This is a genomic window from Enterococcus sp. RIT-PI-f (genome assembly GCF_001297065.1).
Classification (GTDB): Bacteria; Bacillota; Bacilli; order Lactobacillales; family Enterococcaceae; genus Enterococcus_D.
The window spans coordinates 234,528-257,663 of sequence record NZ_LHOX01000011.1; the positions used below are offsets into that span (position 1 = coordinate 234,528).

The 23,136-nt window shown below is 41.3% G+C and carries 28 protein-coding genes; 6 read left to right on the forward strand and 22 right to left on the reverse strand.

Translation table 11 applies throughout. The features are described 5' to 3' along the window. Positions 1 to 7: 7 nt before the first annotated feature. From AEQ18_RS04820 to AEQ18_RS04880, 13 genes are all read right to left on the reverse strand, one after another. The gene (locus tag AEQ18_RS04820; RefSeq protein WP_054115229.1) at positions 8 to 1,012 is read right to left on the reverse strand and encodes a class I SAM-dependent methyltransferase; all 1,005 of its coding nucleotides are present in this window, start codon (positions 1,010 to 1,012) and stop codon (positions 8 to 10) included. Between the two features lie 168 nt (positions 1,013 to 1,180). Next, positions 1,181 to 1,558: a competence type IV pilus minor pilin ComGG gene (gene comGG / locus AEQ18_RS04825; protein ID WP_152911883.1), complete on the reverse strand. Its 378-nt coding sequence runs from the start codon at positions 1,556 to 1,558 to the stop codon at positions 1,181 to 1,183. Beyond that, a complete protein-coding gene (gene comGF / locus AEQ18_RS04830; RefSeq protein WP_054115230.1) occupies positions 1,515 to 1,931 on the reverse strand; it encodes a competence type IV pilus minor pilin ComGF in 417 nt (138 codons plus the stop codon). Before comGF ends, comGG begins: the two co-directional genes overlap by 44 nt. Continuing rightward, entirely contained in the window at positions 1,921 to 2,238 is a 318-nt protein-coding gene (gene comGE, locus AEQ18_RS04835) for a competence type IV pilus minor pilin ComGE (RefSeq protein ID WP_054115231.1), read from the reverse strand. The genes comGF and comGE overlap by 11 nt, the downstream gene beginning before the upstream one ends. Next, positions 2,219 to 2,662: a competence type IV pilus minor pilin ComGD gene (gene comGD, locus AEQ18_RS04840; protein ID WP_054115232.1), complete on the reverse strand. Its 444-nt coding sequence runs from the start codon at positions 2,660 to 2,662 to the stop codon at positions 2,219 to 2,221. The genes comGE and comGD overlap by 20 nt, the downstream gene beginning before the upstream one ends. Further along, complete coding sequence (gene comGC / locus AEQ18_RS04845) at positions 2,659 to 2,982, reverse strand: competence type IV pilus major pilin ComGC (protein WP_152911884.1); 324 nt, start codon at positions 2,980 to 2,982, stop codon at positions 2,659 to 2,661. Before comGC ends, comGD begins: the two co-directional genes overlap by 4 nt. Further along, a complete protein-coding gene (gene comGB, locus AEQ18_RS04850) occupies positions 2,979 to 4,010 on the reverse strand; it encodes a competence type IV pilus assembly protein ComGB (RefSeq protein WP_235505486.1) in 1,032 nt (343 codons plus the stop codon). Before comGB ends, comGC begins: the two co-directional genes overlap by 4 nt. Further along, a complete protein-coding gene (gene comGA, locus AEQ18_RS04855) occupies positions 3,970 to 4,926 on the reverse strand; it encodes a competence type IV pilus ATPase ComGA (protein ID WP_054115323.1) in 957 nt (318 codons plus the stop codon). Before comGA ends, comGB begins: the two co-directional genes overlap by 41 nt. Before the next feature lie 80 nt (positions 4,927 to 5,006). Beyond that, positions 5,007 to 5,657 (reverse strand): tRNA (guanosine(46)-N7)-methyltransferase TrmB, encoded by a 651-nt coding sequence (gene trmB / locus AEQ18_RS04860; RefSeq protein WP_054115233.1) that lies wholly within the window; start codon positions 5,655 to 5,657, stop codon positions 5,007 to 5,009. A gap of 57 nt (positions 5,658 to 5,714) precedes the next feature. Continuing rightward, complete coding sequence (locus AEQ18_RS04865; RefSeq protein ID WP_054115234.1) at positions 5,715 to 6,494, reverse strand: phosphotransferase family protein; 780 nt, start codon at positions 6,492 to 6,494, stop codon at positions 5,715 to 5,717. Between the two features lie 102 nt (positions 6,495 to 6,596). Next, a complete protein-coding gene (locus tag AEQ18_RS04870) occupies positions 6,597 to 7,808 on the reverse strand; it encodes an ABC transporter permease (RefSeq protein WP_054115235.1) in 1,212 nt (403 codons plus the stop codon). 2 nt (positions 7,809 to 7,810) lie between these two features. Beyond that, positions 7,811 to 8,539, reverse strand: coding sequence for an ABC transporter ATP-binding protein (locus AEQ18_RS04875; protein ID WP_054115236.1), 729 nt, complete (start codon positions 8,537 to 8,539; stop codon positions 7,811 to 7,813). Between the two features lie 62 nt (positions 8,540 to 8,601). Further along, entirely contained in the window at positions 8,602 to 9,081 is a 480-nt protein-coding gene (locus AEQ18_RS04880; RefSeq protein WP_054115237.1) for a hypothetical protein, read from the reverse strand. A gap of 208 nt (positions 9,082 to 9,289) precedes the next feature. On the opposite strand from AEQ18_RS04880, the gene AEQ18_RS04885 reads away from it, so the two are divergent. The 3 genes from AEQ18_RS04885 to AEQ18_RS04895 all read left to right on the forward strand — a co-directional run bounded on the left by AEQ18_RS04885 (position 9,290) and on the right by AEQ18_RS04895 (position 11,253). Continuing rightward, on the forward strand, positions 9,290 to 9,715 hold the full coding sequence (locus AEQ18_RS04885; protein ID WP_054115238.1) for an HIT family protein: 426 nt from the start codon (positions 9,290 to 9,292) through the stop codon (positions 9,713 to 9,715). Beyond that, entirely contained in the window at positions 9,716 to 10,072 is a 357-nt protein-coding gene (locus AEQ18_RS04890; RefSeq protein WP_054115239.1) for a YtxH domain-containing protein, read from the forward strand. Between the two features lie 134 nt (positions 10,073 to 10,206). Next, positions 10,207 to 11,253, forward strand: a complete 1,047-nt coding sequence (locus AEQ18_RS04895; protein ID WP_054115240.1) for a peptidylprolyl isomerase — start codon at positions 10,207 to 10,209, stop codon at positions 11,251 to 11,253. 133 nt (positions 11,254 to 11,386) lie between these two features. On the opposite strand, the gene AEQ18_RS04900 is transcribed toward AEQ18_RS04895, so the two are convergent. Both AEQ18_RS04900 and AEQ18_RS04905 read right to left on the reverse strand, forming a co-directional pair. Then, on the reverse strand, positions 11,387 to 12,709 hold the full coding sequence (locus AEQ18_RS04900; RefSeq protein WP_054115241.1) for a PTS sugar transporter subunit IIC: 1,323 nt from the start codon (positions 12,707 to 12,709) through the stop codon (positions 11,387 to 11,389). A gap of 146 nt (positions 12,710 to 12,855) precedes the next feature. Further along, complete coding sequence (locus tag AEQ18_RS04905) at positions 12,856 to 13,569, reverse strand: GntR family transcriptional regulator (RefSeq protein ID WP_054115242.1); 714 nt, start codon at positions 13,567 to 13,569, stop codon at positions 12,856 to 12,858. Positions 13,570 to 13,738: 169 nt separating this feature from the next. On the opposite strand from AEQ18_RS04905, the gene AEQ18_RS04910 reads away from it, so the two are divergent. Then, positions 13,739 to 15,160: a glycoside hydrolase family 1 protein gene (locus tag AEQ18_RS04910; RefSeq protein ID WP_054115243.1), complete on the forward strand. Its 1,422-nt coding sequence runs from the start codon at positions 13,739 to 13,741 to the stop codon at positions 15,158 to 15,160. A 69-nt stretch (positions 15,161 to 15,229) separates the two neighbouring features. Here the strand turns inward: AEQ18_RS04910 and AEQ18_RS04915 are convergent, their stop codons facing one another. Genes AEQ18_RS04915 through AEQ18_RS04935 form a run of 5 tightly spaced genes read right to left on the reverse strand, consistent with a single transcriptional unit; the run spans position 15,230 to position 19,333 of the window. After that, positions 15,230 to 16,033 carry a metallophosphoesterase family protein gene (locus tag AEQ18_RS04915; RefSeq protein ID WP_054115244.1) on the reverse strand — a complete coding sequence of 268 codons (804 nt, stop codon included), beginning with the start codon at positions 16,031 to 16,033 and terminating at the stop codon, positions 15,230 to 15,232. 4 nt (positions 16,034 to 16,037) lie between these two features. After that, complete coding sequence (gene phnE, locus AEQ18_RS04920; RefSeq protein WP_442855690.1) at positions 16,038 to 16,796, reverse strand: phosphonate ABC transporter, permease protein PhnE; 759 nt, start codon at positions 16,794 to 16,796, stop codon at positions 16,038 to 16,040. A gap of 20 nt (positions 16,797 to 16,816) precedes the next feature. Beyond that, the gene (gene phnE / locus AEQ18_RS04925) at positions 16,817 to 17,596 is read right to left on the reverse strand and encodes a phosphonate ABC transporter, permease protein PhnE (protein WP_054115246.1); all 780 of its coding nucleotides are present in this window, start codon (positions 17,594 to 17,596) and stop codon (positions 16,817 to 16,819) included. Further along, the gene (gene phnC / locus AEQ18_RS04930) at positions 17,593 to 18,357 is read right to left on the reverse strand and encodes a phosphonate ABC transporter ATP-binding protein (protein ID WP_054115247.1); all 765 of its coding nucleotides are present in this window, start codon (positions 18,355 to 18,357) and stop codon (positions 17,593 to 17,595) included. Before phnC ends, phnE (AEQ18_RS04925) begins: the two co-directional genes overlap by 4 nt. A gap of 55 nt (positions 18,358 to 18,412) precedes the next feature. Next, positions 18,413 to 19,333, reverse strand: a complete 921-nt coding sequence (locus AEQ18_RS04935; protein ID WP_054115248.1) for a phosphate/phosphite/phosphonate ABC transporter substrate-binding protein — start codon at positions 19,331 to 19,333, stop codon at positions 18,413 to 18,415. Positions 19,334 to 19,525: 192 nt separating this feature from the next. Between AEQ18_RS04935 and AEQ18_RS04940 the strand changes: the two genes are divergently transcribed. Next, positions 19,526 to 20,191, forward strand: coding sequence for a cyclic nucleotide-binding domain-containing protein (locus AEQ18_RS04940; protein ID WP_054115249.1), 666 nt, complete (start codon positions 19,526 to 19,528; stop codon positions 20,189 to 20,191). Between the two features lie 83 nt (positions 20,192 to 20,274). Here AEQ18_RS04940 and hemH read toward each other — a convergent pair whose 3' ends face one another. Together hemH and AEQ18_RS04950 are read right to left on the reverse strand one after the other, a co-directional pair. Next, complete coding sequence (hemH, locus tag AEQ18_RS04945) at positions 20,275 to 21,222, reverse strand: ferrochelatase (protein WP_235505488.1); 948 nt, start codon at positions 21,220 to 21,222, stop codon at positions 20,275 to 20,277. 118 nt (positions 21,223 to 21,340) lie between these two features. Then, a complete protein-coding gene (locus tag AEQ18_RS04950; protein ID WP_054115251.1) occupies positions 21,341 to 21,928 on the reverse strand; it encodes a TetR/AcrR family transcriptional regulator in 588 nt (195 codons plus the stop codon). Positions 21,929 to 22,040: 112 nt separating this feature from the next. On the opposite strand from AEQ18_RS04950, the gene AEQ18_RS04955 reads away from it, so the two are divergent. Beyond that, positions 22,041 to 23,135: an ABC transporter permease gene (locus AEQ18_RS04955; protein ID WP_054115252.1), complete on the forward strand. Its 1,095-nt coding sequence runs from the start codon at positions 22,041 to 22,043 to the stop codon at positions 23,133 to 23,135. Position 23,136: the final 1 nt, after the last annotated feature.

The window sequence follows — 23,136 nt, forward strand, 5'->3', positions numbered from 1 at the left end:
GTTTATATTACAGATTTGCCGCTTTCCAAGCAGCAAATTGTTCAAAAAGTTTGGTGATATTCTTTGGTTCTTTCAAGGAGGCCAATTTAACAAGCAAGACTTCTGAGACTTGTTGGCTCATTTCTCCTTTGTTTTGTAAAAGCAAGATACTTTTACGTGAATGTGCTTGCTTAAAAAGTTCATCCGGCAACTGAATCATGCCTTGCAGATAGACTTTCTCTTTCAACCATTTTTTTAGATAGTCGCTTTGTTCAGTTTCCAGGAAATTACTTGGAATCAAGAATATCCCGAACCCATCAGGCTTTACATAGTTCATGGCTTGTTCCATCAATAAATGATGGGCATAACTGTGGCCTTCTGGCGCTGCTGAAATAAATTGACCTGCTTTTTCGTCTTGCGGGTAATAGCCGACAGGCAAGTCGCTTATCGCGATATCCATTGGTTCGATCAACAGATCTTGCAAGCCGTCTTGATGGAACAAATGCATTGGTGCTTGTGTCCATTCACTAGTGGCTGCGGCAATCGCCAACAAGGTTTCATCGATATCGACGCCGGTACCTTCTACTTGTCTCTTTGCCAATTGCAGATTCAGCAAAACCGTGAGTAATAAATTGCCCATTCCTACTGACAAATCTAGGATCTGCGTTGTATCATCGGCGTTGGTCAACTGTTCAATCAGGTAGACGAATAAAAACCCTAGACTATCTGGTGTGAGTTGATGATTGGCTTGCAGCCGTTCAGTTTGACCTCCTTTTAAAAGGAGCAATTGCGCAAGTTTGCGCTTTTCTTCAGCAGTCAGCGACACTGCTTTGAGCTCTTCGTAAATGGTTTGCAGTCGAGCAACCGTTGTCTCATCGGGCACGCCATCAATCACACGCACTTGATAATGATCAATAAAATTTTCGATGGTTTCTACATAAGAATCAAAAAAAGATGATTCTAATGCGTTTTGCAACAACTGAATGGCTTCGACAGTCAAATGAAAGGATGACTCCATTTTCTCTGCGGACATCTCGCACCTCTTCTCAAAACTATAACAACTTATATACCTGTTTAATTTTAGCTGATTTGTGAAAAATAATCAATCGCTTTCGTTCAGATTAATTTGTGAAGCTGTAAACATTTTTCTCCGTTTGTCTATAAGAAAAAAGATACCAAACCACGGCATCTTTTTTCTGTACTAATCTGTTTCTTCATCTGTGTCTATTTCTGGTGTTTCAAGGGGCTGTGCATAATAGAATGTAAAGGTTCTCGCCCCTACCCTGCATGTGATGACCACTTGCTCTCCTCGGCTTTCATAGGTTAATTCCCCCGTATTGAACTGCTTGGTACCACTTTTAGGGTAAAGGACTGACTGATATTCGGCCCAAAACAATTCACTCATGATCGAAGCCTCATAGCGTTGGATGGTTTTATGATAAAAATCCGTGGTGGTTCGACTGCTTTCCAAAACAGTGATCAGCATGAGACTTAACAATTGAATCAGTAACAAAGCGGTAAGTAAAATGCCTCCTTTATACCGTATGGATCTTCCATTGCCCAATTTTTTGTACTCCATTCTCAAAAGTAACTGTATAGCGAATACTTTCATTGATTTTCTGGTAACTCAGTCCACTGACTTCTGTCAACAGTGGTTGATATCCGTTGTTGTCACGTTTCCGGATCACACCATTGATCCGATCAATCGTCACGACATTATTTTCTGCGCTGCGCAAAAACAACGTATAGTCCGAGACAGAGATATACGTACAAGTCGCCAATTCTCTTTCAAGCTGCAATAAAAAAATATGCCACTCCTGATCTTTCCTGTCAGAAAGCTGTTGGTTGACTTGCGGGATTTGTTTGATGATGCCATCGACCATCAACAAACTGACTGACAAAACGACCAGCGCCAACAAACATTCGATCAAGGTGAACCCGCTAGTTTTCACTTTTGATCACCACCTGCCTATTTCCTTTACTGATCTGGACTTGTTGCTGTTGATTGGACTGCCAAAATGTTACTTGATACATGTCTTTGCGGGTCGTTGTATAAGAAACATTTGCGGGTAGTGTGGTCTGCCGATATTGGACTTCTTCATACAAGACCCGCAAGATTTCAGCATGTTCTTGTAATTGGGCGTTTTGTTGCAGTGAAACAGATTGCAGATGCAAAAAGATAAAAATACACGTGGTCAAAACACTAAAGGCCAGCATGCTTTCGAGAAGAATGAACCCTTTATTCGATGATTTTCTCATAACGTCCACTCCCAAAAAGAAATTTATAGGTGATCGTCTGCTCTTTTTCTGGCCAATACAAAACAATCCGCGGAAAACTGCTATTATTGCCAGAGTTGCTGCTGAATAAAATCGTAGGAAAGCTGCGGACTTCTAATTGTTCAGGCACATCGATGCTGCTTAAACGCAGCTCCCCTGTGACCGTCGATTGAAAATGTACTGCGGGATCCGCCCCGCTCGTATACGCCACACGTGTTTGACGCTGATCAATGATCGCTGTTTGTTGTGCAGTGTATAAGCCTTTTTCTAATCTTCCGCAAAAGCCGACCACTTCGATTTGTTTCTGATATTGATCGATCGCTAAAATCGGCAACAGCACAAAGATGCTGACTACCGAAAGAACGATCAAACTTTCAATGAGTGTAAAACCTTTAGGCTGGGTCATTCATTTGAAGGCGGTCTATTTTGATAAATCTGATACTGCTCAGCTGACACATATTTTTCCATGACAAGTTCATTTGGATTTGGCTCTCGGTTGTTTTCCAGTCTAAACAATTCTATTTGTGTCTCAACCACTTTCACGATTGCCGCGTTGCCTTTTTCATCGATCGTCCCGCGTTGTTGCGCCAAATTCGGAACAAACAACAATATCAAAACACTGACCACCAATAAAACAATCAGCATTTCAACTAAAGTAAATCCTTTTTTTAAGTTGCCTTTTCTTTTTTTCAACGCACGTATGCGTTGGTTCAACAATATACTCATTCAATCACTCCTTGTATATTTCCATAAATAGGCAAAAACATCGCTGCATAAATCCCGACGATCAGTAACGCGACAAATAAGAAAATCACCGGCTGAATCCATTGGATCGTTTTTTCTACCCGTTCAAAGACCCGTTCAGACAATAACTGACTATACACAAACAACTCTTCTCCCAACCGACCTTTGATTTCTCCTTGAAAAACGATCAAGGCAAACTCCGGTGTCAAAAAATGATACTGTTCTAGTTGATCTGTCAATCGCCCTCCTTGCACCAACGTCTGCTCCAATCGTATAGCAAGTTCTTGGATCAACGTCGCCTTATTGGTTTCCTTCATACAAACAATGATTTGGTTGATTTCTAGCCCTTGGCGGAACAGCTTGCCCCACTCTAAAGCAAAAAAACTCGTTTGCCAGCAACGATAGACTGAACCAAATAAAGGCAGGCGGCTAAAGAACTCGGCTTTTTCAATGGCTGTTTTTCGAGAGAATATATACTTGGCCAACAGCCAGAGGACGACAATGAGCAGCACGAAACCCAACAATACGATGGGTGCCTGTTCCACTAATCGAATGCCCCAGTGGCCCCCATCGATCATGCCTGAAGCTAAAAGCTGCGGCAACAAGAAGCTGCGCATGCCAAACAATGCACTAAAGACAAAAACCAATAATAAAGCAGGATAGAGGATCGTTTTTTGCAACAGCTGCTTTTGTTTGTTGAACAGTACTTGATAATCAACTATCCGACGCAAAGTATCTATCAAGTTCCCATGTGTTTCTGCCAAATACAATTGATTGATTTCGGATGCAGTCAGTTGTAAATTCTCTACCGCTTGCGCCAATGATCTCCCTTGCGCGAGAATCGCCATCTGAGCTTGAATCACTGAAGGCATATATTGGCCACTGCGCAACATGACCTGCAGACTTTCTTGCAATGAAAATCCGCTTTCCAACAAAATCGTACATGTGGCCAAAAAAGATTCAGCTGCTTTACGGGGCAATTTGTCCGCCTTCTTTTTGAAACGTATCATTTGAGATCCATCCTTTCTCGTAGATTTGCGTTAATGTCTGCTGCCACGTACAAGATTGCTGGGCATCAACAAATGCATATGCCATTGCGCCTTGAACGTCCCCTTCCGCATTGGGCATGAGCCGCTGATAAATAACCCCTTGCAAGGCATGGTTCAGGCTCGTTGTTTCACCGAGCAATTCTGTTAACCGCGTCCTCGTTTCTTTTACACCTCGGGCGTGGATCGTCGCAAACACCCTATGACCTGTCAAAGCAGCTCGGACAGCAGCTTGCGCCGTTTCACGGTTACGGATCTCACCAATGATCAGCAGTTCGGGATGGTGGCGCAGGGATAGACGAATCAATTCGTCATAGTCTTGGCTGATTTTCAGATTCGTTTGTAATTGCAGAAAATGCGCTGCTTCGATTTCAACGGGATCTTCGATGGTGATCACTTGCCCTTGCGCTTCGTTGGCGATTTGATACATCAAGGTCGATTTACCAGAACCAGTTGGTCCCGCAAACAAATACAGACCGCGATAACGCGTCGCTGCCAAGATTTTTTGCATGTCTTCTGGGAAGAAATAGCTGATATGCTGCTGATCGACGGTATACAAGAAACGCAGCACCAAACTCTCTCTCCCTCGGTAATCCCCCACTGTTGAAATCCGAATCCGCTGATCGCCGCTGGCTATTGGGTAACTAAGTGCCCCTAACTGGGCTTTGCGCCGTTCACCCACATCCATGCCGCCCAAAAATTTAAAGCGTGTGATCACCTGCTGCGCTTCTTCATCGGATAGATGCGCATAGAGCAATCGTTGATAGCTTTTGCTGCAGACCACGGCTGTTTGGCCTAATTGCGGCAGCACAGACACATCTTGGATACAAGCTTTGCGTGCATAGTCCACCAATTCATCTGAAAAAGTTGTAATGTCCATCATGGCTATCCCCTCCTAAATAGAAGTACGCAAAAAAAGACGAAGCATGTGTAAGCTTCGTCTTGATCGATCATTGCTATTTATTTTTCTTCTGCCACAAATTGGGCTTCGACACGATAGATCCGTTGTCCGCGATTGGCAAATTTTTCCTCATATTCAGTCATGATATTGCCTTCATACGTACTTGTATGCAAATCTAACCAGACTTGTTTCAATATCATGCCATACTGAGAAAAACTAGCCAATGAGTATTCAAATAACCCTTGGTTGTCTGTTTTAAAATGGATTTCACCATTTGGACGAATGATTTGTTCATCTACTGCAAGAAATGCTTTCGAGGTCAAACGACGTTTCTCGTGTTTTTTCTTCGGCCACGGATCACTAAAGTTCAAGTAGATTTGATCTACTTCATGGTCTGCAAAATAGTTGGTCAACGCCGAACCATCCACATGTAGTAATTGAACATTTGGGATTTCTTCGGCAATCAATTTATCCAAGGCAATCGATACGACACTGATCTGCATCTCGATACCAATATAATTGATGTCTGGATTGGCTTTTGCCATTCCTGTGATAAATTGTCCTTTTCCCATACCGATTTCAATGTGGATCGGGTGGTCATTGCCAAACCGTTCTTGCCAGCGTCCTTTCCATTCTGTAGGATCTGCCACCACAAATTCTGGATGGGCTGCCACAAGCTCTGGTGCACCCGCGCGTTTTCTTACTCTCATAATCTTTCCTCTCCGAAAAAACAAGATGGAACCAGTTTATTGTGCTCCATCTTGGCTTTATTCACTATAAATTCTTTTTAATTGTAAAATCTCTGCGTTCATTGCTTTAAAGTCGCCCCGCAGATAATGTTTTTTGACTTCTTGCAGCATGCTCAATAAGGCATACCAATAAATTTTTTCGATCACTTCACTGCTGCCGTGGATGCCATAACGCATCAACCAATGAGGCCAGCTAGATAGAGGAACGTAATGGCCTAAGATCGTACCAATATCCATGGCTGGATCAGCAAACATGATGGAATCCCAGTCAACCAAATACAGATAATTTTGACACACTAGCCAATTACGATAGTTGACATCTCCATGCACAACCGTTGCTTTTTGGGCTTGAAAAGTTGGAATATTCTTTTTTAAATAGGTCGTTACGAGGTGGATGAATTGATTTTGCGCCACCGATGTTGGCAAATCTTCCGAAAATTCTTTGACCATTTTTTCTGGGGTCATGATTTGGCCGCCGATTTTGCTTAACATTTGCGCCAATGTTTTGGAGTGGTGCAAATGATACAATACATCGATCACATCATTGCGTTGACCGATTTCTTCAGGGTCTAAGACGCGTCCATCCAACCATTCTTGTGCCGATAGTGTGTCACCGTTGCCCGTCCGTTTCGTCCATACGAGCTTCGGCGTAATGCCCTCTTTAGAGAGTGCTGCTAGCATCGGAGTCGTATTCCGTTTGATAAAGACTTTATCGTCGTCTTTAAGCCCAATATAGGCTTTTCCGGTGTCGCCTTTGATTGGCCGCATCCGCCAATCTTGATCCAAACGAATATCCATCCTTACTTCTCTCCTTATTTCACAGTAACTCTTATTCTAGCTTCCTAAAGTGTCGCCGTCAAGCGCATATGCGTTCGCTTTTTTTGAGAAAAACAATCTATTTCATGGATTCATTTTTTTGAGGCGATTTGGCAAGTAGATTTTCAAAAATCCTCCGGTAAAAATGAAGTAACCGCCAGCAGTTAATCCCCATTGACTGAGTGATGTCAGCGTAAAGCCGCCAATCACTGCAAAAATCAACGCTGCGAAAAATAACAGCAGTGCCAAAACTTTTTTCATCGCACCAACTTTTTGTTCTGTTTGTACCGGATACAAGTGCGTCAAGACCATATATTGAAACTCATTGGTCAATGGAATCAACTGAAAGCCTATCAAGTAAATAAACAAACAGCCAATCAGTAAACTAAGCCACGTTTCTTGTACAAAACAAAGAATCAAACCGGCAATCAATGAGAGACGAACATACAGTCCACCGTATTGACTTCCCCGAACCAAGCGTCGCAGATAAAGATAAAGATAGGTATTCTTGTGGTCTTTAGATACCCAATTCAAGGTCCAATCCAGATATTTTCTACGTTTGGCTTGTGCTGTGATTTGCGGTACATCTGTAAACAGATTGATAAAACGATAGATTCGATGCAACCTAGTTTGTTCCACTTGGATCATCTGATCCCACGCCAGCAAATGCTTGGGCGCTTTTAAGAAGAAGACAAACCAAAGTGCTTGTACGACCGCCAATAATAGGCCTAACCAAGGCGTGAGCCACAAACTGCAACTGATGGAAGCAATGACCGCCAACAACCAGATCAATCGTTGACGCTTGCTTTGGACGGTCGTATCTTGATACAACCGCAGCCGCTGGATCATTAAATCACTGATTTTCAACAACCACATCAGGAGAACATATAGAGGAAAGGAAGAGAAAGGCATGTCAACAGAAACCACCACCAATGGCATCGAAGCCCCGACGATCAGAAAAAGCACACCAAAAGGCAACCACATAGAGTAGCGCACAGCCCGGTTCAGATATGCAGCCATTTGACTTTCTTTCGCTAATAAAAAAATCAAGTCCGCTGGTTTCGTTAAGGTTGCTAGACGACCAAAGGACAAAGCACTTATCCACAACAATAAAACGATCCAGCCACCGATCCTAAACGGTTGAGGCAATGTTTTTAACAGTTCAGAATAATACAACCCCAATCCACCAACTAAAAACGTACAAATCAAAGCGAAATGATCATTGAACACATAGCGTAAATAACGCATCATATGTTTTTGGTGGCGCTGCAATCGTTGAGAAAAGAAATCAGTCATAGTTATTGCTCCTTTGTCAACGCTAGGTACAGATCATCCAGTGATGCGTCAGGTGTTTTAAATTCCGCTTGTAATTGCGCCAATGTGCCTTGGGCATGAATCTCGCCATTATGCAGCAAAATGAATTTATCACAATATTTTTCTGCAGTAGCTAAAATATGGGTCGACATCAAAATCGCCGCACCAGACTGTTTCATTTCATTCATCAACTCTAATAAAGCATTGATTGCCAATGGGTCTAACCCCAAAAATGGCTCGTCAATGATATAGACACTTGGTTCTATCAAAAAAGCACAAAGAACCATCACCTTTTGCTTCATCCCTTTAGAAAAATTGGCTGGGAACCAATCCAGTTTGTTTTCCAATCGAAATGTTTTGAGTAACCGTTCCGCTCGGGACATTGCTTCGTCTTGAGGCAATCCGTAGGCCATAGCCGTGATCTCAATGTGTTCTCGCAACGTAAGTTCTTCATATAAAGAAGGGGTTTCTGGGATATACCCGATTTTTTTGCGGTAGGCCTCCGGATTTTCTTTTAACGTCAATCCATCAATGGTGATCTTGCCGCTATGGGGTTGCAAAAGACCGATGATCTCTTTGATCGTGGTACTTTTCCCTGCACCATTTAGCCCAATCAATCCGACCAATTCACCATTTTCGATCGTAAAATCGATATTTTTCAATACTGGCAGCTGATGATAGCCGCCCGTCACATTTGCTACTTGTAATGTCATTCTTTTTTCCTCCGTTTTGCCAATTATACCATGCCTTGGCGTATGCACCAGTAGTCCATCAACTAATCAAAGCGGTTGGTGATTTGCAAACTATAGTCTTCTTCTCCAAGAGATAGCGTTTCTACTGCCAAGTCTTGACTGCCAAAACGATCTTGCCAAGTCTGAGATTCTGCAGCCGGATAGACCACGATCTGAATGGCACCCGCCGCTAAACGTGTAGTGAACGCTTGAACAGCTGCTGGTTCATCGTAGGAGACAAAATTGATCGTCAGCGTGTCTTCATCGATATCCTGCGCCTTCGCCCACTGGCTGACCGCAGTTGTCAGCCCACTTTGCGTATCTTGATCCAATGCGCTTTCTGAAACAACGGCGGCTGTGACAACCTCCTCTTTCGGCCTGGTCACTGAATAAATCAGCGAGCCGCCGACAGCGATGATCAGGATGCCTGCAATCAGCCATTCTTTGTAGGCATATGCCAGGTAGCGTGCTTTTTCGGGAAAGGTTTTCTTTTGTTGCAGCGTTTTTTTTATAATTGGTTTCATATAATCCCACTTTCCGGTTCATTAAGATTAAGTCTAGGGTTGTCAGAATTGAAATGCAAGCGTTTCTCGAGAAGTTTTATTATTTTTTCAAATCAAACTTTGCTGTTCTTTGATAGAACAGTTTTGCCATTGTGATTTATGAATGAAATCTGACGAAATGCAAGCAAATATGGTAAAGTAAGATGAATAGATAAAGGAGGTTCTTGCAATGGACAATTGTATTTTTTGTAAAATCAGTCAAAAGGAGATTCCTAGTCATACAGTATATGAAGATGATGTCGTATATGCTTTTTTGGATATTTCTCAAGTTACACCCGGCCACACCCTTGTGATCCCTAAAAAACATGTCATGGACATCTTTGACTTTGATGATGCGTTAGCAGCGGATGTGTTTGCCCGTATCCCGAAAATCGCTCAAGCCATCGAAGACGCATTTCCTGCGATCGAGGGGTTGAATATCGTCAATAATAATAAAGCCCTGGCTTATCAATCTGTCTTTCATTCCCATATCCACTTGATTCCTCGGTATAGCAAAGAAGACGATTTCTCAATGCATTTCGGCGACCATACAGCAGACTATACGACTGAAAAATTAGCAGATATCGCAGATAAAATCAGAAAGCAGGTGCGTTAGATGATTGGTCAATTCATTAAAGGCTTGTTCTTCGGTTCATTAGCCGGCGGTTTAGGTGGGCTTTTGTTTGCACCTAAAAGCGGGCAAGAAACCCGCGAACAGATGATCCGTTATTTGGATGAAACCACGGAAGCAACCCTTGAATTCAATGATAGTGTCAAACATTTAAAAGATGCTGTGATGGTCACTCGTAAAACCATAGACGAAACGATCCCAGTAGTGACAGAATCTTTCGCGAAGGATCTAGAATCGTTTAAATTTCAAGCTCAACCACGGATCGAGCGGATCAAAACCCAGCTTGAGCAACTCAATCAGCATGTCACAACGATCCAAGCTAAGCCCGCCGATGAAGAGTAGTCTCCTAAGAAACATTGTAGTTTTTATGAATTTTGTTTGAAACATCTACGGTTTTCTTTCCAACCTTTTATAGAAGTGGTATAGTAGGATTTGTGATTATTTAGAATTTTGACGAAATAGGAGTGCTTACTAGAATGAAGAAAAAATTGATTTTAGCCGCTGTCAGTGCAATGAGCCTTTTTGCATTAGCTGCTTGTGGCAGTTCCAGTGAAGAAATTGCAACAATGAAAGGTGGTACGATCACCGTTCAAGATTTTTACGATGAAGCAAAAACAGATTCAACGAACCAAAGTTTGATTCGTCAATTGATCGTCTTAAAAGTATTCGATGAAAAATATGGCGACAAAGTGACCGATGATATGGTTGATGAACAATTCAATACGACTGCTGATCAATATGGCGGCAGTGATACCTTTGAATCCGCATTAGAATCTGCTGGTTACACAACTAAAACCTACCGTGAACAAATTAGACAACAATTGTCTTTACAAGAAGGTTTGAAAGCCAACATGGATATCACGGATGACGATTTGAAAACTGCTTGGGATTCTTTCCATCCTGAAGTAGAAGCACAAATCATCAAAGTAGCAAGTGAAGATGATGCAAATGATGTTTTAGATGAAGTGAATAAAGATGACGCTGATTTTGGTGAGATTGCAAAAGATAAATCAACTGATACAGCAACTGCTGAAGATGGCGGGACGATCAAATTTGATTCTACTTCAACAGATGTACCGACTGAAGTACAAACAGCTGCTTTTGCATTAAAAGATGGCGAAATCTCAGATGTCATTTCAGCAACGGATACATCAACTTATACAACAAGCTACTATATTGTCAAAATGGTGAAAAACCAAGATAAAGGCAATGACATGGACAAATTCAATGATGAATTGACTGAAATCGCTCAAAACACATTGTTAAATGATTCCACATTTGTTGCTTCAACGATTGGTACAGAATTACAAGCTGCCAATGTCAAAATGAAAGATTCTGATCTTGCTGATCTGCTTTCTGATTACATCACAGCTGCCGATACAGAAGATTCTACAACTGACTCTTCCGCAACTGATGCTACAGACTCTTCTGAAACTGATAGTACAGACAGTGACGCAGCAACTGATTCAACTGATGATTCAACTGCAACTAGCGAAAGTGCAACTGATTCTTCTGCTGAATAGTTATCCCTTTATAATTATAAAAAAGTACAGCCACTCTGAAGTGGTTGTACTTTTTTTGTGTTCGATCGTTTCACATTAATATTGGCCTAAACACGCACTGCAAAAAATGTGATTTTCAAATCAAAACTTTTAATCAACTACTTTTTTTACTCATGTTTGATGTTACTTTTTCATCGATACGCAAGAAAGGCAGATAGATGAACACGCTGACTGCTATAATCGCGATCTGCAATGCTGCGGCACGCCAGTCGCCTCCTGTAGCTAAAAATCCGGAGATCACAGGTGGCGTAGTCCAAGGAATCTGAACTACGACATGGTTAATCAAACCAACAGCGGTGGCAAAATAGGCAACAGTTAAAGAAAAAATTGGTGCCAATACAAAAGGAATAATCAAGCTAATATTGAATACAATCGGCAATCCAAAAATGATCGGTTCACTAATATTAAATATCGCAGGTGTTACGGAAAGTTTCGCAAAATCTTTGTAATCTTTTCGACGACTAAAGATAAATATAGCAATCAGCAAAGCAATCGTATTCCCCGAACCACCCATCACTGCAAAAGTGTCTTTAAACGCCATATTGATAATATGTGGTATTTCCTCTTTGTTGGCATAAGCAGCCATATTTTCTTGCATATTTTGTAATAAAAACGGATCTAATAGTGAGCCAGAAATAACCGCTTGATGAATGCCAAAGCCAAAAAATAAATTGGCAATCGATGTGATGAGTAAGAATCCTGGCAACCCTGTCGTCACTTTACTCAAAGGCCCTGTGATTACAGTAGTAATGACCGTATTAACGTCCATATGAAATAGTTGATTGATTGCAAAAGAACCAATGGCAAAAGTAGTGACTGTTATCATAATGGGTATCAACACATTGAATGATTTCAACACTGCTGGTGGGATGTTACCCGATAACTGAATCTGCAGTTTTTGGTTATTTGAAAGTTTGATAAATAATTCTGTAGCTGCTAGTCCAACAAAAATCCCCACAAACATACCTGAAGCACCGGTATGTGTAACGGGTATTACCCCGCTAACTTCAAAAGCTTGTTGACTTCCCTCAGGTGTAAAGAATGTCATCATAGGTGTTAATACAACAAATGTTGAAATAGCTACTAATACCGCAGCGATTTGATTGGTATAATTTCTACTGACGCACATATGATATGATACCGCTGCCACAACTAGCAATGTCGTGATACTCAATGTCCCATTGCTTATTGATGTTCCTATTTCTTGAATTGTTGTTAACGTTGCCGGATCAATGATTTTCCCCATAAAACCTGTGGGTTCTAAAATCACATAATTAATCAATGTGACAAACCCCGCCAACATCATAAATGGCATAAAAGTTGCAAATGCATCACGCAGTGTACGCAAATGTATTTGATTCCCCAACTTCGTCGCAATGATACCAAATTTTTCAAAAATAGCATCTTTTTTACTCATAATACAATCCATCTCCCTCTATTTCGCTGTAAGCGATTGCTTATGACATGATAATACATCAGCCTTTCAATAAAGTAAATACCTTTATATAAAATTATATATCTTTGTATAAATAAAAAAATAAAAACCAACTTCTACGTTGGTTTTTATTTCTCTACAAATACTGCTTCAAAAATAAAATCTTGATATAAATGGCGAGACAATGAGTATTCAAATGGCAAACCAGAAGATAATGAAACCACTTTGTCTACTTCAATCATAAAAGAACCTGGATCAATGGATAAAACTTCTGCATCAAATGTACTCGCAACATCGCCTTTGATCCAAATATGGGAAGATTTAATTTCTAATCCTAATTCATCTGTGATATACCCATAAACTGAGCGTTCCAAATGCTTCGGCTCCAATCCAGGAATAACTGAAAGAGGCATAAAGGTTTGTTCGATTGAGTACGGATCACCATCAATAAAGCGACTTCGAATAATATTATAGACATATTCATTTGGATTGATTTCCAAAATGGTAGCGACTTCATTTTTTGGTAGTTCAATGGAAAATGTATGTATCTTCGACGTAACATGCTCTTCTCCTACCAAGTCAAACAGTCCTTCATTCGGACCGAATACTTTTGAATTATCGATTGGTGTGCGCAATACTTCAGTACCATACCCACTTCTTGTACGCAGAAGTCCTTCTGATACGAGCATATCGATCCCCTTCTTGACCGTTAATTTACTTGTATGATAATTTTTCGCTAAAATATCACCTGGTGGTAGTTTCTCACCTATTGGATATGTCCCTTTAGCAATTTTTTTCTTGATATCTGTATAGACTTCCATATATTTGGGCTGTTTCTTCATTTCAAAACTTCCTTTCACCAAACAATCATAACCCTACTTTATCATAAAGACATTAGTTTATGCTACTAAAAATATACACCATAAAAAAAGATATATATTTTTATATAAAAGTATTTACTTTAAAGTGAAAGCGGTGTTAAAATAAAGTCATTGAGTGGAGGGAAAAGATATGACAAAAAAACAATTAGTCTTTCCAAAAGATTTTTGGTGGGGATCTGCTTGGTCTGCTGAACAAGCTGAGGGACGAGGTGAAACCGGAAAAGCAGAAACCGTATGGGAACGATGGTTTCACGAACAGCCCAATCGGTTTTATAAAAGAATCGGTCCTGATACGACTACCGATCACATTCATCGCTATCATGAAGATATTCAACTAATGAAACAAACCGGGCACAATTCATTTCGTGTTTCAATTTCATGGGCGCGGATGTTTCCAAATGATGGCGTTGGAGAACCAAATAAAAAAGCCATCGCATTCTACCGTGATTTATTTACTGAGATGAACAATAATGGTATCAAAGTATTCGCAAATCTCTATCATTTTGATATGCCCGCGAAACTACAAGACCAAGGTGGCTGGGAATCCAGAGAAGTTGTAGACGCCTATGTTCACTTTGCGGATACTTGCTTTCAATATTTTGGTGACTTAGTGTACCATTGGTTCACATTCAATGAGCCTTTAGGTCCAATCTTAGGTTCTTATTTGGAAGATTTTCATTATCCTAATATGATTGATTTCAAAAGAGGTGCACAAGCAGCATTCTTTACAATTCTGGCTCATGCAAAAGCAATAGAAGCATTCAAAAAATATGATTTGACAAGCAAAATAGGTGTAATTCTTAATCTGAGTCCAACTTTTCCTAGAAGTCAAAATTCAGCGGATGTTCGCGCTGCAGAAATTGCAGATTTATTCTATACTCGAAGTTTCTTAGATCCAATGGTTAAAGGCGTATTTCCCGAAAAACTGATTACTCTTTTAAAATCATATGAACAAATGCCGGCTGACTACCAAGAGTCAGATCTAGCTACTATCAAAGAGAATACAGCACAAATTTTAGGTCTGAATTATTACGAACCTCGCCGAGTTAAAGCACGCTTAACTGCCATCAACCCAGATGGGCCTTTCCTACCTGACTGGTTTTTCGAGCATCATATTATGCCTGGGAGACGAATGAATGAATACCGCGGTTGGGAAATTTATGAAAAAGGGATGTATGATTTGTGTCTTGATATAAAGAACAATTATGGCAATATCGAAGCTTTTATCTCAGAAAATGGTATGGGGGTAGCAGATGAAGAAAGGTTTATGGATGAGAACGGACAAGTGATCGATGATTATCGGATTTCCTTCATCCAAGATCACTTAGCATATCTTTGGCAAGCAATCCAAGATGGTTGCAACATTAAAGGGTATCATTTGTGGACATTTATTGATTGTTGGTCCTGGATAAATTCATACAAAAATCGTTACGGTCTTGTATCATTAGACTTAGAGACACAAACAAGAACCATCAAAAAAAGCGGCTATTTCTATAAAACATTGAGTGAGGAAAACGGTTTTCTTTACGACACTGATTTACTCATTCGATAATATTGGCAACACAAACTAAAGAAGGCAAAGTCCGTTCCAGTATCTTTAGAACGAACTTTGCCTTCTTTTTTACTGTCGCATATCAAGACGCATCAATACATGGTTGGGCCGGAAATTTTCTGCTGAATGGTAGGTCAGTTTTCCGGCTGTAATCGTGTATAAATTATACCCATATCGTTCTTCAAAGCGGACGATGCCGTTCCCTTCATCTTCTCCGACAAACGACATACTTGCAACCGTAAAATAGGGTATCCCTCTAACCGTACCTGTATAAGCATGATGCGTATGTCCACATAATATAGCACAAATATCTTTGTTTCCTAATAAATCGAGCAAACGATCTGCACCTGGCCAAGCTGATGTACTGGCTTGCGCTTTAAGAAGATGGTGATGGGTCACAAAAAGAACTGGTTTTCCATCCTCTTCCCCTAAGATCTCTTCTAACCATAAAAATTGCCTTTCATCTACAACGCCATCCGCAAAACCATGACAAGAATTATCGAAGCAAATAATCCGAAAATCCCCTGCATCAAACACTTGATTGTATGGCGATGACTCACTTGCCGATTGACACCAGCCTTGTCTGAAATTGGCCTTGATATCATGATTCCCCAACGTAACAAGTATTGGGATCTCGCCTAGCATATCACGAAGATTCTGCTTGAGATAAGCGTAATCTTCTGGAGAACCATCTTCAGTTAAGTCTCCACTAACAATGAGCAAATCTATTGTGTTTTTTTCTTTCGCACGTTCGATACAAGTGGTCAATGGAATCATCGGGCTTTGCATCCGGCCAAGCATCCCTTGATAGCCTTCGGTTTGAGCTGCATACTGCTGACGATAATGGATGTCTGAAACGTGTAATATATTCATACGATCATCTCAATTTCTTTCTAATGATACCGGTCAATTGATCCAGTAAAAAAACGGTGACGACAACACCCAGCAAGATGATGCTCACCTTGCTCCACGTGCGTGTTTGAATGGCAAAAATCAACGGCGCCCCAATCCCGCCGGCACCTACTAATCCCAAGGTCGCTGCGCTTCGCACTGCGATCTCAAAGTGATTCAGAGCAAAGGAACTATAGATTGGTGCGAGATAAGGTACCCGAACAAAAAACATGGTTTGCCAAAAATTGGCCCCTACTGCTTGTGCTTCCTCTATCAAATGATCGTTCATCGCTTCCATCTCTTCAGTGAAAAGTTTACCCAACATCCCGATTTGATGAACACCGATCGCCATGACACCTGCAAAAGGTCCTGGGCCTACAACCTTCACGAAAATAATGGCATACACCAACTCTGGAAAGGCACGCAACACATTGCAGATCATTTTACCAATTTTAGCGACCCACGGGGCACTTTGCCAAAGATTGGCCGCGCTGATCAACGTGATGGGTATCGCCAAAACTGCAGCAATCATCGTGCCCAAGCAAGCAATCGCCAATGTCAGTAGTAACAAACTAAACAAATCTTCTCCGCTGCCATCATAAAAGAATGACCAGTCTGGTTTGCTCAAGCCTCTGATCACTTCCTGCCCCATGGTAAGCGAAAAAGTACTTAGGCTAGAGTAATCTAGTGTCAACAACGCAAGCAGAACGAACGCCATAAAAATACTGCACCAGACCCATGTCATTTTTTTTATATCTTTCACCATCATAGAAACGCCCTCCTGACTCGTTCACTGCAAAAATCGACTACAGCAACCGTCATTAAAATCAGTATAATGATGATCGACACCCGTTCGTAATTCATTAATGCCAGTGATGCATTCAAAATCACACCAATCCCTCCAGCACCTACATATCCCAGAACGGTTGAAGCCCGTACATTCACTTCAAAAGCATAAAAAGTGTAGCTGGCAAATTGTCCCATCACTTGCGGCAAAATCGCGTAAATAGTGATTTGCCATTTGTTGGCGCCTACTGCAGCAGCTGCTTCAATCGGCGCCTGGTCGATCGTTTCGATTGCTTGAAACATCAATTGAGAGACCATCCCAAATGTGAAGACTGCGATGGTCAAGACCCCAGTCGCTTCCCCTATCCCTACGATGGCAACGAATAAAGCCGCCAGCAATAAATTCGGTACTGTCCGTATCAACCCTAAAATGAAGCGAATCACTATAGAAAGCCAACGATTTTCGGTGACCACGGTTGTTGCCAATAAACTAAAGGGCAATGCCATTGCTACACCAATGATGGTACCGAGAAAGGACATTTGCAATGTCTTCAGCAAAGGAAGGAGCAGCTTAGGTATATAGCGCACATCTGGATGTAAAAACCGCGCAAAAAATGCCGTCATTTGATTGCTGTTTGTCCAAATTTTTGTAAAATCAGCACCCGTGATCCAAACACTACTTTGAAAGCACAACAATAAAAAGATCAGAAGCAAGAGATGCTTATATAAATGAAAGTGAACTGTATCTCTTAGCTTCAAAGATCTCCCCCACTTTCTTCAAAAATAGCTTTGCCATATATTTGTTCCAAACGTTCATCTGTCAAAACTTCCGGCGAACCATCAAAAACAATTTTCCCAGCTTTCAAGGCAATCACTCTGGTTGCATAGGTTCTGGCCAATGGTACAGAGTGCAGATTGATCACGATCGTTTTTGCCATAGTTTGATTGATCTGCTGCAAGTCGTGCATCACTTTTTCAGTTGTGATGGGGTCAAGGGAAGCCACGGGCTCGTCGGCCAAAATAATAGGGGCTTGCTGTACTAAAGCCCGGGCAATCAGTACCCGTTGCTGTTGACCACCACTAAGCTGATCACTGCGGGTTTGCAGTTTATCTGACAGGCCGACAGATGCCAGGGCGGTCTGCGTCTGTTGATAATCTTCCTTTGTAAAAAGGCCTAAAATACTTCTCCATGTGCTGTAGTAGCCTAATCTGCCGGATAAGACATTTTTCTGCACAGTACTGCGTTTGACCAAATTGAACTGCTGCGATATCAAGCCAATCTGTCGCCGAATCAACCGCAACTCTTTCTTATTTGCTTTCGTCACTGATTGTTCATTGACCCGAATATCCCCTTCTGTAATTGGGACTAGTTTGTTGATTGAACGAAGCAGCGTGCTTTTGCCGGCGCCGCTTAGGCCAATGATTGCTACGAACTCCCCTTGTCCGATCGTCAAATTGATATCTGTTAATCCTTGTACGCCATTTGGATAGGTTTTTGATACATGATCAAATGTTATCATCTTTATTCTCCATCTATGTAAAGGCAGACCCCTAACGAGGGACTACCTTATGATTTTATTCTGCAGCCTTTTTGGTATAGTCACGAATGGTATCATACGCTGAATCAGCCGCTTCTTCATAGCCTTGATGTCCCCACAATGCCATTGCTTCAGCACCTTCTTCATCATCCGCCATATGCAGAAAAACTTCTTTGATTTCAGATTTCAATGCATCATCCATTGTTGGCTGAACAGCGATGGCATCATTTGGGATGTCCCCTTCAGTCAAATACAATACTTTCAATTCAGAAAACAGATCATTGTCGGCAAAACTTGACGCAAATACATTGCGGGCTCCTTCAAAAACAAATGCGGCATCCATCTGCCCGTTCAGGACGGCTGTGATTTCGCTAGGAATGTCATTGACTGTCGTTAGCGTCGCTTCTGTTGTTGGATCGATCCCTGCATCTTTCATTTCTGCGACTGGATAAATGTACCCACTTGCTGAGTTTGGACTCAATGTGGCTATTTTTTTCCCTTTCAAATCTGTCAGTTCATTTAGGCCGCTATCCGCACGAACCAAAATTTCACCTTTGAAGGTATTGGTTTTCTCTCCTTCGATCGGTAAGCCAGTTTCTTGATCATATTCGCCTAATTGAGAAGTCAAAATCGCTTCAGCTGCGTCCATGTCTTTGGCTTGCACATAGGCCGCAGGCGGCATGATACCTAGATCCACTTGTCCCGATGCCATCGCTTCAACGATCGTTGAATAATCTGTAGCTAACGTCACCTCGACATCACGGTCTAATTGTTTAGATAAATATTCAGCAAATGGCTTGGCTTTGGCTTCCATCGTACCATCATTGTTGGTAGGTACAAACTGAACCACCAATTTATCTTTTTCAGGACTTTGATCACTGCTCCCACTACTGCAGCCAGTCAATAGCAAAGCCAAACTCATTGCCACGATCCCTTTGGTCATCTTTTTAATAAGCATCATTTTTTCCTCCTAATGGTTTACCCTGTGTTACCTGTAAATCATAGCAATTTTTTATATAAAATGAAGTGACATATGTCCTATTTTACCTTATTTTTACATACAATTTACATATTATTTTTTTTATCGTTCGTGTTGAGTCAATCGGAATTCTACGTTATACTTAGAGAAATCATGTGGGAGGCGCTTTTGATGAAAATCATTCATGATAGTCAACGCTTAGCAGAATACATTGACACCTTTGACCTGCAGGGGTACATGGATAGTGATCTGCTGTCAATGGCTTCTCTGCAAAAATTTGATAAAGAAGAACATTTGATCTATGCAGAAACCCCATCAGACTACCTTTATTTTTTAGTTGAAGGGACAGTGATGGTCTACTCTTTTTCCTCCGACACCCAAACGATCTGTATCGATTATGCACAACCAGCATCCCCATTGGGTGAAGCGTCTTCGCTTTGGGAGTTGATTCCCAAAAGTAGTGTCAAAGCTGCTTCTACCTGTATATGTGTCTGTGTTCCACTCAACCGGTATCGCACCACATTACAGCAAGATGTTCGGTTTTTGCAAACAGTGTGTCAATTGCTTAGTTATCGCTTAAATGCCGGTATCAACTTGGCAAACGCTTTGAACACACCAGTAGAAGCCCGATTGGCAAAATTTATGTTGGCAAATCAAGAAAATGAGCGCTTTTCTTTCCAACTGACTACTTGCGCGGCTATTCTAAATGTCAGCTATCGCCATCTTTTACGAACCATCAATAACTTTCGCGAAGAGAAATGGATCGAGCGCGACAAAAAAGGCTATATCTTATCTGATATAGCTGCACTAGAATCTTTAGCAGAAAATCTTAGTTAACCAAAAATGACATTATAAATAGCGAGAAAAAAACAGCGAGAAACACCTCTTCTAGGGGTGCTTTTCGCTGTTTTAATGTCTTCCTATTTCTTCAGCAAATCGACAAAGATCTCTGATAGCGCCTGCTCCTCATTAAAAGGGCGCACGTAATGATAGTCGGTTCCGCCGGATGCCAAAAAATATCCTTTGTTTTCTTGTTCCAATTCTTCGATCGTTTCTAAACAATCCGCCACAAATCCTGGTGCAACGATCAAGATTTTTTTGATTCCTTGTCCAGGTAAAGTCTTTAATGTCGCGTCTGTCGCTGGAGTGAGCCATTCATTGGGACCAAATTTAGATTGAAACGTTTGAAAGTGCGGCACATCTATTCCCATTTTTTCCATGATCAAACGTGTGGTGGCTGTACACTCTTCAGGATATCGATCGCCATCTTTCACATAGGATGCCGGAATACCATGATAAGAAAACACTACTGCATCCACTGTATGTGCAGCCAATGCCTGCTTGATCTTGTCAGCATAATAAGCAATATATCCAGGATGATCATAAAACGAGCGGATAAAACGAAGATCGATGATGTTGTCAGAACGACGAAAGAAACCCATGACGTCGTCAAAAACGGAGCCTACCGTTGTTCCCGAATATTGCGGGTATAACGGAATGACCGTTAGATCAGTCACACCAGCAGTCAACATCTCCTCGATGGCATCTGGGATCGCAGGTGAACTATAAGACATAGCGATACCGACTTTCGTATCTGGTAATAACTGCTGTAGATTTGCCTCTTGCGCACGTGCATATTTCAGCAAAGGCGAAACACCATCTTCAAAAATTTGTGCATACAAAGCCGCTGATTTTTTAGGTCGTGTCGTTAAAATAAAGCTATTCAAAATCGGTTGCCAAATAACACTTGGCATTTTGATAATACGTTTATCTGATAAAAAAGGTTTCAAATATTTTTTTACATCTTGCGGATCAGGACTATCTGGTGTCCCTAAATTGATCAATAATACCCCGCGCTTCTTTTCCACGGATCCATCTCCTTTAGTCATACTGCACAAAGCTTTATTATAACGAATATTCGCTCCTGAAGCTTACGATATGCTTGTGAAATAAAAGGGACGCAGATCTTTGGCGAAGTCGGATGCTTTAGGATTGGATGCCCCGTTTTAACCAACTGACTTTAAAATCAAAGTCTTGGAGCAGTGTTTCCGCTGTCCATTCATTGGCATAGGCATCCGTCAAGCTGTCGATCACCAATTTCATAGAAAAATACAAAAAACTCATGGCTTCTGCTTCCCCTTTGATATTGAAATGATTGGCGGTCAAAATTTTTTGCCACGCCTCTGCGCCATGCGGATCTGCACTTCGATAAGAAAACAAATAACTATTTTGTGTCAACAGCTTTAATTCTTTATACCCATCAGAAGCAGGATCATATGCCAATGCCTCAGTCAAAAAAACAGCCAATCCTGCAAAAAAATCATCATGATGTCGGGCAATCTGCTGCAAAATCCGACCATGGATTTTATTGGCAGCATCTTTGATCAGATAATCATACGCATCATTTAAATCGTCAAAATATTTATAAAAGATGCCTCTAGACATTTGCAGATCATGAACGATCTCACTGACTTTCACTTGGCTCAAAGGTTGTTTGGCAAAAATGTGCAATAACACCCCGCGCACAAACGCTTTTTTTTCTGCAGGCAAATGATTGAAGGTCGCTTTTGGCATACAATTGCCCTCCTCTTTCGTTTTTTTAAATTATAGCATAAAAAAAGCAAACAAAAACGGTGACAAAATGTCACCGAGGGTGTATGATGTTTTTCGAAAGGGGAAATGCATTATGTATTTAGCGTGGAAAGAAATCCGCTATGCCAAGTTACGGTATAGCTTGATCATTGGCATCATGCTCTTAGTCGCTTATGTTGTCTTCATGTTGTCAGGGCTCGCTAACGGGTTGTCAGATGGTCACAAAAAAGCAGTCAGTGATTGGGGGGCTTCTTCGATCATTCTTTCAGAAGATAGCAACAAAGTAGCCAGCGCCTCTATCCTCACACAAGGAGATCTCGATCGGATAAGCGCGAAAGAAAAAGCAGCTGTCGGCCTGACTGCTGCTGCGATTGCCCATGCAGGCACGGATGAAAAAACCAACCTTTCTATTTTTGGTGCAGCAGCAGATAGTTTTGTTGTCCCAAAGGTCATTGATGGCCGGCTATATCAAGCAACAAACGAAGTGATCGTTTCTGAGAATTTATTGGATGATGATTATCAGCTGGGGGATCAAATCACTTTAGGCAGTGACGACACGACCTTCACGATCGTTGGTGTCACTAAAGCTACGACATATAGTGTGGTTCCAGTACTCTACCTTGATCTAGATGCCTATGCGCAGCTAAGATATGGCCAGCAAGCCTATACTGACGATAGCCAGAAACCGATCACTCTGATTGCCACAAAATCGGCAGCTTCCGTAGTTTCTTTGGACAATAAAGATGAAACAACCAAATTAACGACGTTGTCCATGGATGACTTCATTCAAAATTTACCTGGGTATGCTGCAGAAAAACTCACACTGAATGCCATGGTTTACTTCTTATTTATTGTTGTAGCAGCAGTTGTTGGTATCTTTTTATATGTGATGACTTTGCAAAAAACCAGCCTCTTTGGAATACTAAAAGCCCAAGGGGTAGCAACGAGCTATTTGGTCCGTTCAATTGTCGGTCAATCTTTGATCGTGAGTATTGTCGGTGTCACTTTGGCTTATCTTTTGAGTTTTTTGACAAGCCTTGTATTACCCGCAGCGATGCCCTTCACAGTTGATTTGATCCAATGGTCATTGTATGGTGTGATTTTGATCGTCGTTTCTATGGTCGGCGGACTATTCTCCATTCGTACCGTGACCAAAGTTGATCCCATTACCGCGATAGGAGGCGAATAAG